This is a genomic window from Polaromonas sp. P1_F2 (assembly GCF_056405735.1).
This window is the reverse complement of record NZ_JBFUBN010000002.1, coordinates 348,929-361,184: the sequence shown is the minus strand read 5'-3', so window position 1 is coordinate 361,184 and position 12,256 is coordinate 348,929. Positions and strand designations below refer to the sequence as shown.

Below are 12,256 nucleotides of genomic sequence, written 5' to 3'. Positions count from 1 at the left end.
GTCTTGTGTCTTGTTCTTGTGATCGGGTGCTCAGCGGATGTCGGTGATCCTGACTTCGTTGTCGGCGGAATACAGGTCGATGACGCGGCAGTCGCCGCACATCTTGAGGCGGTCGGCCGCGGCGCCCTGGAACATCGCATGGCCGGCCAGTTTGCCGAGCATGGACTCGATGCCCTTGAGCGTGCCGAAGGGCTTGGCGCAGCGTATGCAATGGTAGGGCGCACTTTCATTGAGCACCCTCGGTTCCTTGCGCAGCGGCGACAACAGCAGGCGCGGCTGCAGCGTGATCGCGTCCTCGGGGCAGGTGGTGGCGCACAGGCCGCACTGCACGCAGTTTTTCTCGATGAATTTGAGCTGCGGGCGATCCGGGTTGTCCTGCAGGGCGCTGGCCGGGCAGGCGCTGACGCAGCTCAGGCACAACGTGCAGCTGTCGGCATTGACGGCCAGGCTGCCGAAGGGCGAGCCCTGGGCCGGCAGTGCGATCGCTTCAGGCAGGGCTGCGGGTGCCTGCGCCATCAGGTGGTCCAGCGCCATGTCCAGCGTGCTGCGTTTTTCCTGCGCGACGGCAAAACGCGCGGGGGCCGCGGGCACGGCGGGCCGGCTGCGGGCCAGGGTTTGCAGGCCGGCGTCCAGGCCGGCAATGTCGCCGGCTTGCGCGCGCAGCAGGTGAAAGTGAACGCCCGCATAGCCCAGGCCGTTCATGAGGGCTTGTGCCACGCGCATCTGCGCCGTGAGGCCGTCAAGGTAAGCCGGCGCTTCTTCGCCGGTCACCAGCACGGCGACCTGCGCGGCGCCGAAAGCGATGGCGCTGAGCCAGAGGTCCAGGCCCAGGCTGGCTGTGTGCCAGAGCGCCTGCGGAATCACATTGGCGGGCACGCCACGCACGGTTTTTTGCAGGCGCGCGGCGCGGCCCAGGGCCTCAACGGCTTGCTGGCCGCCATCCTGGCTGTGGAACAACAGCACGGGCTGCGTGCCGCCGGCTTTTGCATAAGCCGACAGCAAGGTCTTGAAGCGCACGCCCTGCTCGCTCGCGCGCGGATAAGCGTAAGTGAGCGCACCCGTCGGGCACACGGTGGTGCAGGCGCCGCAACCCACGCAGAGATTCGGGTTGACGACAATCTGCTGGCGTTTTTTCTCGCTGCTGACCGCGCCCGCCGAGCAGATGTCTATGCAGGCATTGCAGCCCACGGTCTCGTTGCGGCTGTGGGCGCAGAGCTTTTGTTTATAGGCAAAAAACTTGGGCTTCTCGAACTCGCCCACCATGTCACGCAGCTTGACCACGGTGGCCAGCAGGCCGGGCGAGGCCAGGCCGGCGGAGGCGTCCAGCGCGAAATAGCCTTGCGGCGGCGCATGCAAGGTGATCAGCGGCGTGGCGCCCAGGTCGAGCACCAGGTCAAACGCCTCGGTGAGCGTTTGCGGCTCGCGGTTGAAGTCGATCGCGCCGGCCACCTTGCAGACGGCCACGCAATCACGATGGGAGCTGCACTTGCCGACGTCCACCTGGTAGTTCAGGTCGATCGCGCCTTCGGGGCAGACGGCGACGCAGGCATTGCAGCGCGTGCACAGGTCCAGGTCTATGGGATTGGTCTTGTCCCAGCTGGCCTTGAAAGCACCCAGCCAGCCGCTGAGCGCGAGCCGCTCGCCGCTGACCACGGGGTATTTGCGCTCCTGCGCGGGAAGGCCGGCCGGATTGCCGGCCTGCGCGGCGGCGGAAACGCCCTGCGCGAAGATCGTCACCTCCAGCGTGTCGGCCAGCAGCGCCGCCACCTGCTCGGCCTGGTCCAGCGCGCCGACGATCAGCAAGCGGCCGGCACTCTTGTAAGTGACGGTGGCCACAGGTTCGGCGTCGGGCAGTTGCGCCGCGGCCAGCAGTGCCGCGATCTTGGGGCTCGCGGCTGCGGCGTCTTTGCTCCAGCCGCCGGTCTCGCGGATGTTGACGAACTTCACGACCGACGTGGCGCCGGGAGTCTGCGCGCCGACCTCGGCGAACAGGCGCTTTTCCTGGGTGCAGGCGACCACCACGTCGTCGCCTGATTGCACGGCCTTCTGGAAGGCACCGGCCTCGCGCCGGCACAGCGCCGAATGCAGCGTCAGGCTCTCATTGAGCGCCGCGCCCAACGCCTGGGGCTGGAGCGGCATGGTCTGGTTGCAGTCGCAAATCAGTGTGGGCATGGTCTTGTTGGCTACCGGCCACGGGAGGCACGGGTTGGCTGGTATCGAGCGGGCCGGCAAGCTCGGTGGGAGCTATGTCCGGATTTTCATAGGAAGACTGTGCCACGGTTTCATCCGTGGGGTTATTGGCGCTTTCCCGCGACGGGGCCGCGTCGTCCTGCGCAGCATCCTTTTTGTCCTCATCCTCGTCACCAAACAGTTTCAAAAACTTCGCGCTGGCCATCTGCCGCAGCATGGATTCGGGAATCGGCTCGAATTTGGAGTAATCGTCGATATAGGTGTCCAGGCCGTCCATCACGTTGAAGTGCGGGTCGGCGAAGAGTTTTTTCATGGCCGCGTTGCGCACCTCGGAGCTCACGCCGCCGGCCATGAAGGGCTTGAAGTCGGAGTCCTGGGTCAGCAGCCGGGCGTCTTCCAGCGTCAGCGCTTTAGGGAGCTCGGCATCGGGCAGCGCCGGTTCCGCGGCAGGCTCGACTTGAGCCGGCGCCTCAGGCGCGAGAGGTGCGGCCGGTACAAGGGCAACGGCCGGCTCATCCAAAGCCTTGCCCTGGCGCGCCTCCTCTTTGCGGCGCGCCCAGCGGCCCAGGAAGCCTGCTTCCTCAGCCATGGCCGCCTCCGCCGGTTTTTTTGCCGGTGCTCACACTGGCGGGGTTGCCGAAGCGGTCGCTCAGCGGCTTGAAACTTTGCGGCCGTTGCCGGCGCTTGGGCTCCAGCACGTGATGTTTATCGACGAATGCCTGCAGCCACTGCACGACCTCGGGCGGCGCGGGCACCTGCTCCACGGTTTCCTGCGCGTCCAGCCAGCGGCCGGCATCGTGGTAGCTCAAGGTGACGATCTGGGGCACGGCGACGGGCTCGTCGGCCAGCCGCGCTTCTTCTTCCATGCGCCACACCACCCAGAAGCAGGGCTGCGCGGTGCTGGCGTTGAGGTAATAACCTTCGGCGTCGTCGGTGAACAGCTCGACCCCGAAGCCCGGGTGCAGCCAGCGCTCCTCGCGTTCGTCTTTCAGCAGCAACCGCGGCGCAGCGCCGAAGCCGTCCTCATGGGGCACGACGTCGGCCAGCACCCAGCGCCAGGGCTGCCAGCGGTTGTCTAGGCGCTCGCGGCGCATGACGACGGCCACCGCCGTGCAGGGCCGGGGCGTGGCGGCGTCTGTTTCGGGAGAGCGCAGCTGGAAGTCAGGCATGCCCGCAGTGTACGGCCGGGCCTTCTTCCCCGCGGCAAAGACCCTAACGGGAGCCGACCCCTTCGCCATAACCCTGGGTGGCCGACACCTGGCCGCCGCGGCGTATCGCGACCGCGCAGTACTTGAACTCCGGGATCTTGCCGAAGGGGTCGAGCGCGGCATTGGTCATCAGGTTGGCGGCCGCCTCGTAATAGGCAAAGGGAATGAAGATCGCGCCGTGCGGCGTGCCGTCGTCGCGCCGCACGTGGATGGCGACCTGGCCGCGCCGCGACTGCACCGTGATCACGTCGCCGGCCTGCAGCCCGAGTTCCGCCAGGTCGTCGCCGCACAGGGAGGCCGTGGCCATGGGCTCTATCGCATCGAGCACCGTGGCGCGGCGCGTCATGCTGCCGGTGTGCCAGTGCTCCAGCTGCCGCCCGGTGATCAGCACAAAGGGGTAGTCCGCGTCGGGCCGCTCGTTGGCCGGAATGATGTCGGCGGGCACCAGGTGGACCCGGCCGTCGTTGGTGGCGAAGCGATCGATGAAGACGGTGGGCGCGCCGGGATCGTCTTCGGTGAGGCAAGGATAGGTCACGCTGGATTCGCGCTCCAGGCGCTCCCAGGTGATGCCCGAGATGGCCGCGTGCATGGCCTGGCGCATTTCCTCGTAGACGGCCGCGACGCCCGAATGCTCGCCCGCATAGTTCCAGGTAAGACCCATGCGCTGGGCGATCTGCTGGATGATCCAGAGGTCGGGTTTGGCCTCGCCGGGGGGCGTGACCGCCTGCTTGCCGAGTTGCACCATGCGGTCGGTGTTGCTGACGGTGCCGGTTTTTTCGGGCCAGGCGGTGGCCGGCAGCACGACGTCGGCGAGCCAGGCGGTTTCGGTCATGAAGATGTCCTGCACCACCAGGTGCTGCAGGCTGGCCAGCGCGTGGCGCGCGTGGTTGAGGTCGGGGTCGCTCATGGCCGGGTTCTCGCCCATGATGTACATGCCGCGTATCTTGTGCGGGTCGCTGTCGGGCGCAAGCGCCTTGTGCATGATCTCGACCACGGTGTAGCCGGGCTTTTCGTCCAGCGGGGTGTCCCAGAATTTCTCGAACCAGGCGTGCGCGCCGGCGTTGTCCACGCGCTGGTAGTTGGGGAACATCATGGGGATCAGGCCCGCGTCGCTGGCGCCCTGCACATTGTTCTGGCCGCGCAGCGGGTGCAGGCCGGAGCCGGGCTTGCCGATCTGGCCGGTCACCGTGACCAGCGCGATCAGGCAGCGCGCGTTGTCGGTGCCGTGCACGTGCTGGCTGATGCCCATGCCCCACAGGATCATCGCGCCCTTGGCCTTGGCGAATTCGCGCGCCACTTCGCGCAGGGTTTGCGCCGGGATGCCGCAGATGGGCTCCATGGCCTCGGGGCTGTAGCCCTTGACGTTCTCTTTCAAGGCCTCGTAGTTGCTGGCGCGTTTGCTGATGAAGTCCTGGTCGGCCAGGCCCTCGTCGATCACGGTGTGGATCAGCGCGTTGAGCATGGCCACGTCGGTGTCGGCCTTGAACTGCAGCGTTCGCCAGGCGTGTTTACCGATGTCGGTGATGCGCGGGTCGGCGAGCACGATCTTGGCGCCGTTCTTGGCCGCGTTCTTCATCCAGGTGGCGGCCACCGGATGGTTGGAGGTGGGGTTGGAGCCGATCACGAAGATCAGGTCCGAATGCTCCACGTCGTTGACCTGGTTGCTCACCGCGCCCGAGCCCACGCCCTCAAGCAGCGCCGCGACGCTGGAGGCGTGGCACAGCCGCGTGCAGTGGTCCACGTTGTTGGAGCCGAAGCCGATGCGCACCAGCTTCTGGAACAAATAGGCCTCTTCGTTGCTGCCCTTGGCCGAGCCGAAACCGGCCAGCGCTTTTTTGCCGTGCGTGTCGCGCAGGCCCTTGAGGCTGCCGGCGGAAAGCGCCAGCGCCTCTTCCCAGGTCGCTTCGCGAAACACTTCCGACCAGTCGGCGCTGTCGCGGTTGAGGTGTTGCAGCGCCTCGGGGTCCTTGGCCACACCGGCCTTGCGGACCAGCGGCACCGTCAGTCGCTGCGGGCTGTGCGCATAGTCAAAGCCGAAACGGCCCTTGACGCACAGGCGGGAATGGTTGGCCGGGCCGTCGCGCCCGTCCACGCTGACGATCTTGTTGTCCTTGACGTTGTAGGTCAGCAGGCAGCCGACGCCGCAGAAGGGGCAGACCGAGTCGACCTTTTTGTCGACGACCTGTGAGCCGACCTGCGACTTCGGCATGAGCGCACCCGTGGGGCAGGCCTGCACACATTCGCCGCAGGCCACGCAGGTGCTGTCGCCCATGGGGTCGTCCAGGTCGAACACGATTTCGCTGTGCGAGCCGCGCATGGCGTAGCCGATCACGTCGTTGACCTGCTCTTCGCGGCAGGCGCGCACGCAGCGGTTGCACTGGATGCAGGCGTCGAGGTTCACCGCCATGGCGGGATGCGAGACGTCGGCCTTTGGCTGCTCGCGGCGCAGGGCCTTGAGTTCGGGGCGCACCTGCACCTCCATGCGGGCCGCCCATTCGCTGAGTTCGCCGTGCTGCAGCGACTCGTCTTTTTCATTCCATTTGTAGCCGGTATCGGGCATGTCCGACAGCAGCATCTCCACCACCATCTTCTGGCTCTTGAGCGCGCGTTCGCTCTGCGCCTGCACTTCCATGCCGGCCGTGGCGCTGCGGCAGCAGCTGGGAGCCAGCGTGCGCTCGCCCTTGACCTCGACCACGCAGGCGCGGCAGTTGCCGTCGGGCCGCAGGCCGTCCTTGTAGCAAAGATGGGGAATGTCCACGCCGTGGCGCGCGGCGGCCTTGAAGATGGTTTCGCCCTCATAGGCATGGACGGTCTTGCCGTCGAGCTTGAACTCGATGGTCTGCGGCGTCACTTCAACCAGTTTCGCGGGAGCGTTCATGCCGTGGCTCCAATCTCGTGCGGGAAATATTTCTGGATGCTGCGCACCGGATTCGGCGCGGCCTGGCCCAGGCCGCAGATGGAAGCATCGGTCATCACGATGTTGAGGTCTTCGAGTGTGTCGCCGTCCCAGTGCTCGGCCTGCATCAGCTTCGCGGCCTTGGCCGTGCCGACGCGGCAGGGCGTGCACTGGCCGCAGCTTTCGTGTTCGAAGAACTTCATCATGTTGAGGGCGGCGTCGCGCGCCCGGTCCTGGTGGCCCAGCACCATGACGGCGGCCGAGCCTATGAAACAACCATAAGGCTGCAGCGTGTCGAAGTCCAGCGGGATGTCGCCCAGGGAGGCCGGCAAAATGCCGCCTGAGGCGCCGCCGGGCAGGTAGGCGTAGAAGTCGTGGCCTTCGGCCATGCCGCCGCAGTATTCGGCGATCAGCTCGCGCACGGTGATGCCGGCCGGCGCCAGCTTGACGCCGGGGTGTTTCACGCGCCCGCTCACGCTGAAGCTGCGCAGGCCCTTGCGGCCGTTGCGGCCGAAGCCGCTGAACCACTGCGGACCTTTTTCGACGATGTCGCGCACCCAGTACAGGGTCTCGAAGTTGTGCTCCAGCGTGGGCCGGCCGAACAGGCCCACCTGCGCGATGTAGGGCGGGCGCATGCGCGGCTCGCCGCGTTTGCCTTCAATGCTTTCGATCATCGCGGACTCTTCGCCGCAGATGTAGGCGCCCGCGCCGCGCCGCAGCTCAATCAGCGGTAGCTCGCAAGGTGGGTCGGCGCGCAATTTGGCCAGCTCGGCCTGCAGGATGGCGCGGCAGTCATGGTATTCGTCGCGCAGGTAGATGTAGCAGGCTTCCACGCCGACCACCTGGGCCGCGATGAGCAGGCCCTCGAGGAAGCGGTGCGGGTCGCGCTCGAGGTAGCTGCGGTCTTTGAAGGTGCCGGGTTCGCCCTCGTCGATGTTGACGGCCATCAGGCGCGGTGCCGGCTGCTCGCGCACGATGCGCCATTTGCGGCCGGCCGGAAAACCTGCGCCGCCCAGGCCGCGCAGGCCCGAGTCTTCCATGGACTTGATGATGCGTTCGGCATCTTCTTCACCGTTGACCACAGCAGCGGCCAGCGCGTAACCGCCGTTCGCGCGGTATAGCGCGTAGCCGGTGTACTCGGGCATGGCGTCCACGCCGGTGCCGGTCACGCTGTGTTCAGCGAAATCGGCGGCGACAAAGGGGGCGGCGGCCTGCGCCATGCTCGCGGGCGCCGGGGCCTGGCCGACCGCGGAAAGCACAGCCTCCAGCGTCGCAAAGGGCACGGCCTGCTGGTGCACCGCCACGGCGGGCGCCTGCTCGCAGCGGCCTATGCAGGGCGCGGCGATCACACGCACGTCCTGGCTTCCCAGCAGTGCCGGCAGGCGCGCCAGCAGATCCTGCGCGCCGGCCAGCTCGCAGGCCAGGCCGTCGCAGACCCGCACCGTCAGGCCCGGGGCCTGGCCGTCGCCGCGCACCACCTCGAAGTGGTGATAAAACGTGGCGACCTCGTAGACCTCGGCCATGGGGATGTTCATCTCCTTGGCCAGCGCCACCAGGTGCCTGTCGTGCAGGCAGCGGTAAGTGTCATTGAGCGTGTGCAGGTGTTCGATCAGCAGGTCGCGCCTGTGGCCCGCCTGGGGCCGCGCGCCTATCAGCGCGCGCACCTCGTCCAGGGACGTGTCGTCCGCCTGGCGGCCCTTGAGTTTGCTCTTGCGGCGTATGCGCTCGCGCATTTCGTCGACCGTGGCGACGGCAACGGCTTTGACTTCAGGACTGCGGCCAGGATGGTTCATTGTTGGCTTGGCCGACGTCCCCGCGCGCGGGCGCGGGGACGGCTTGGCTTGAAACTAAAAATCGTCAATCAATCGGTAAAGAAATGCTCAGGCAAAAAACTTGGCCACGCTTTGCAGCGTGCGGTAAATGCCCCAGGCCAGGGGAATGCCCACCGCGAGCCAGGCCAGCACCACCATCGCGGGGCTGACCGTGCTGCTGTTGCCGCCATTGCCGCCATTTGTGCGGTGCAATTCGGAGGCTGCGGCTTTTTCGTGTGCCAGGCGTTTTTCTTCCGCGAGTTCGCTGTCCGTCATGAACCACTTGGGGTTCAGCGGGCGCACCAGCAGGTTGCAGATGAGCCCTATCACCAGCATGCCCACCAGGATGTACATGGTCTGGTTATAGACCTGTTCACGCGGGATGCCAAGGCCGAGCTGGTATTCACGCATGTAGTTCACCACCACCGGGCCCAGGATGCCGGCCGTGGCCCAGGCCGTCAGCAGGCGGCCGTGGATGGCGCCCACCATCTGGGTGCCGAAGATGTCGGCGAGGTAGGCGGGCACAGTGGCAAAGCCGCCGCCGTACATGCTCAGGATCACGCAGAAGGCGCCGACGAACAGCAAAATGCTGCCGGCCGCCGCGCTGCCCGGCACGCTGAAATACAGCACGCCGCCCAGCACGAAGAACACCACATAGGTCATCTTGCGGCCCAGCTTGTCGGACAGGCTGGCCCAGAAGAAACGGCCGCCGATGTTGAACAGGCTCAGCAGCGCGGTAAAGCCCGCGGCGACGCCGGCAATGGCGGCCAGCTGGGTCTTGTCGAGTTCGCCGAACTTCTTGGCGACGCCGATCAGCGAGCCGCCAAAGACTTCCTGCAGCATGGGCGAGGCCATGCCGATCACGCCGATGCCGGCGCTCACGTTCATGCACAGCACCATCCAGATCAGCCAGAACTGGGGAATGCCCCAGACTTTTTTCACGTGCACGTGGCGCTGCGTGATCATGGTGTTGTTGCTCGCGGGCGGCGGCGTCCAGCCTTCGGGCTTCCAGCCGGTTTCTGGCACGCGGTAGCCGAAAGCGCCGGCCATCATGAAGACGAAATAGCCGAGCGCCATGACGACGAAGGTCTGCATCACGCCAACGCTGGTCGGTGTCGCGAAAAATTTCATCAGGTCGGCCGCCAGCGGCGAACCTATCATCGCGCCGCCGCCGAAGCCCATGATGGCCATGCCCGTGGCCATGCCGCGGCGGTCCGGGAACCACTTGATCAGCGTGGAGACCGGCGAGATGTAGCCCAGGCCCAGGCCTATGCCGCCTATGACGCCGGAGCCGAGGATCATGAGCCAGAACTGGTGCAGGTAAATGCCCAGCGCCGAGATCAGCATGCCGCCGCACCAGCAGACGGCCGAGACGACGCCGGCCTTGCGCGGGCCGGCGCGTTCCAGCCAGCCGCCCCAGGTGGCCGCTGAAATGCCCAGCAGCACGAAGAACAGGGTGTACATCCAGCCCAGCGTGGAGATCTTCCAGTCGCAGCTGGTGGTGAACAGCTCGGCGAAAAAGCCGACTTCAGGGCCGCATTTGATGGATTCCTTGATGCCCAGCGCCCTGGACAGCGGAAGCCAGAACACCGAAAAACCATAGGCCATGCCTATGCACAGGTGAATCGCCAGCGCGGCGGGGGGAACCAGCCAGCGGTTGAAACCGGGGCCGGCAATGATGCGCTCTTTATCGAGGAAACCTGACATGTCTTTCATCTCCGTGTTATTGCTTATGTATTTCCCACCCTGATCGAGGTGCGCGAAGTGTCGCGGCCACACGGCAACACGGTCAAATTGAATCGAGACATGCCTCGATTCAAAAACTAAATCAATAGAGCCCCCACGCTTTTCACTTCGTGTAATGCGCTGCCCCCCGAGGGGGCGCTGCGCCTGCGGCCCGGCAAAGCCGGTTCCGCGGCCCTGGCTTGGCTAGGGGAAACCCCTTGCTGGGGTTTGTGGGGAGCTAGACGCTCAGTAGGCCGCTGTGGGCCGCTGCGTGGCGCAGCCAGCCTGCGTCCTGGGCCAGGGCCAGTGCCGCTTCGAGGGTGCGGGAGGGGTCGCCGCCCTGGGCCATGAAGCCTATGCTGGTGCGCACCTCGGGGCTGACCAGGGGCAGGGCTTCGAGTTCGCGGTAGCCGCGCACCGCGCCGACCAGCGCGCCTGGCATCACGGTGCAGACATTGCCCTCGGCCACCGACAGCGCGAGTGTGAGGATGGAGTTGGTCTGGATGACGGGCTCGCAGGCCTCGCCGGCTTCCTGGAAGGCCTTGTCGACGATGGTGCGGTTGTGCATCTCGCGCGTGAGCAGGCACAGGGGGTGTTTCGCGGCCTCGGCCCAGGTGATCTTGGCGCCTATCTGCATCAGGTCCTTGCTCGCCTTGGCGGCGCGGCGGACAAAGAAGTAATGCTCGGTGTATTGCTTGATCTGGCGCAGGCTGGGCCCGTTGGCGCGCAGCCGGTCGGTGTAGCCCAGGCCCATGTCCAGGGACAGGCTTTCCAGGCCGGCTTCAAGTTCGTTGGAGCTCATGGAGCGCACTGTCGGCGAGATGCCGGGATAGCGCGCCTGCAGCAGCGCGCAAAAGCGCGCGGCAACCGGCATGGCGGTGGGCACGGCGCCTATGCTGAGGCTGCCCTGCGGTTTGCCGATGCCGCTGTCGAGCTCCTGCTGCAGCATTTCGCGCTCATGCAGCATGCGCTGGGCGCTGAGCAGCACGCGCTCGCCTTCGGGCGTGAGGCCTTCGAAGTTGCGCCCGCGCCGCACGATGACCGTGCCGAACTCGCGCTCCAGCGCGCGCAGCGCATTGGACAGCGCCGGCTGCGTGATGTGGCAAGCCTGAGCCGCTCGGCCGAAATGTTTGTGCTCGTCGAGCGCGGCCAGGTAACGCAGGGATGCCAGCAGGTTCATGGGGGTGCGCCTTGCCGCCTGGTGCGCTTCAGGTGTTCTTGCTGATGGTGATGGTCGGGAACTTGGCGGAGAAGTCCTTGGCCTTGGCCGCCACGGTGACGGCCATCTTGCGCGCCACGGCCTTGTAGATGCCGGCGACCTCGCCGTCGGGGTCGGCCACCACGGTGGGCCGGCCGTTGTCGGCCTGCAGGCGGATCTGCATGTCCAGCGGCAGCGCGCCCAGGTAGTCCATCTTGTAGTCGGCCGCCATCTTCTTGCCGCCGCCCTCGCCGAAGATGTGTTCGGCATGGCCGCAGTTGCTGCAGATGTGCACCGCCATGTTTTCGACGATGCCCAGGATGGGCACGCCGACCTTCTCGAACATCTTGATGCCCTTCTTGGCGTCGAGCAGCGCGATGTCCTGCGGCGTGGTGACGATGACGGCGCCCGTCATGGGCACGCGCTGCGACAGCGTGAGCTGGATGTCGCCGGTGCCGGGCGGCATGTCGACGATCAGGTAGTCCAGGTCTTTCCAGTTGGTCTGGCGCAGCAGTTGCTCCAACGCCTGGGTGGCCATGGGGCCGCGCCAGATCATGGCCTCGTCCTGGGCGACCAGGAAACCTATGGACATCACCTGGATGCCGTAGTTCTCCATGGGCTCCATGTTCTTGCCGTCCACGCTCTCGGGCCGGCCCTCTATGCCCATCATCATGGGCTGGCTGGGGCCGTAGATGTCGGCGTCGAGCAGGCCGACACTGGCACCCTCGGCCGCCAGGGCCAGCGCCAGGTTGACGGCGGTGGTGCTTTTGCCGACACCGCCCTTGCCGGAAGCCACCGCGATGATGTTCTTGACGTTGGGCAGCAGCTGCACGCCGCGCTGCACGCTGTGGCTGGCGATCTTCACCGTGACATTGACCGAGACGTTACCGACGCCAGGCACGCCCTTGACGGCGGCGATCAGGCTTTTGCGCAGGCCGGCAATCTGGCTCTTGGCCGGGTAGCCCAGCTCGACATCAAAGGACACATCGCTGCCGCTGAGCTGCAGGTTTTTCAAGGCCTTGGTGCTGACGAAATCCTTGCCGGTATTCGGGTCGAGCACGGTTTGTGCGGCATTCAGGACTGCCTGTGTGTCCAGGGACATGGGGAAATACTCCGTTGAATCTGACGTGGCGGGGGTGGCCTGAAGTCTAACGCCGTGGCGGCGCCCACTGGGGTCATGGGGGCTTGGCAGGGCAGCGAGGCGCCCGGGCGACTTAAAATCGAGGAT

Annotated in this window: 8 protein-coding genes; all 8 read right to left on the bottom strand. The window is 66.2% G+C overall.

All coding sequences use genetic code 11. The features are described 5' to 3' along the window. Positions 1 to 30: 30 nt before the first annotated feature. The 8 genes from AC1D0O_RS05575 to apbC all read right to left on the bottom strand — a co-directional run bounded on the left by AC1D0O_RS05575 (position 31) and on the right by apbC (position 12,130). Complete coding sequence (locus AC1D0O_RS05575; protein ID WP_477652545.1) at positions 31 to 2,172, bottom strand: 4Fe-4S binding protein; 2,142 nt, start codon at positions 2,170 to 2,172, stop codon at positions 31 to 33. Continuing rightward, entirely contained in the window at positions 2,099 to 2,779 is a 681-nt protein-coding gene (locus AC1D0O_RS05570) for a DUF3306 domain-containing protein (protein WP_477652544.1), read from the bottom strand. Before AC1D0O_RS05570 ends, AC1D0O_RS05575 begins: the two co-directional genes overlap by 74 nt. Beyond that, a complete protein-coding gene (locus tag AC1D0O_RS05565; RefSeq protein WP_477652543.1) occupies positions 2,772 to 3,359 on the bottom strand; it encodes a DUF3305 domain-containing protein in 588 nt (195 codons plus the stop codon). The genes AC1D0O_RS05570 and AC1D0O_RS05565 overlap by 8 nt, the downstream gene beginning before the upstream one ends. Positions 3,360 to 3,402: 43 nt before the next feature. After that, positions 3,403 to 6,276 (bottom strand): formate dehydrogenase subunit alpha, encoded by a 2,874-nt coding sequence (fdhF, locus tag AC1D0O_RS05560; protein WP_477652542.1) that lies wholly within the window; start codon positions 6,274 to 6,276, stop codon positions 3,403 to 3,405. After that, on the bottom strand, positions 6,273 to 8,087 hold the full coding sequence (locus AC1D0O_RS05555) for an NADH-ubiquinone oxidoreductase-F iron-sulfur binding region domain-containing protein (RefSeq protein WP_477652541.1): 1,815 nt from the start codon (positions 8,085 to 8,087) through the stop codon (positions 6,273 to 6,275). Before AC1D0O_RS05555 ends, fdhF begins: the two co-directional genes overlap by 4 nt. An 87-nt stretch (positions 8,088 to 8,174) precedes the next feature. Next, entirely contained in the window at positions 8,175 to 9,812 is a 1,638-nt protein-coding gene (locus AC1D0O_RS05550; RefSeq protein ID WP_477652809.1) for an OFA family MFS transporter, read from the bottom strand. A 256-nt stretch (positions 9,813 to 10,068) separates the two neighbouring features. Further along, positions 10,069 to 11,010 (bottom strand): LysR family transcriptional regulator, encoded by a 942-nt coding sequence (locus tag AC1D0O_RS05545; protein WP_477652540.1) that lies wholly within the window; start codon positions 11,008 to 11,010, stop codon positions 10,069 to 10,071. Positions 11,011 to 11,038: 28 nt separating this feature from the next. Beyond that, complete coding sequence (gene apbC, locus AC1D0O_RS05540) at positions 11,039 to 12,130, bottom strand: iron-sulfur cluster carrier protein ApbC (RefSeq protein WP_477652539.1); 1,092 nt, start codon at positions 12,128 to 12,130, stop codon at positions 11,039 to 11,041. Positions 12,131 to 12,256: the final 126 nt, after the last annotated feature.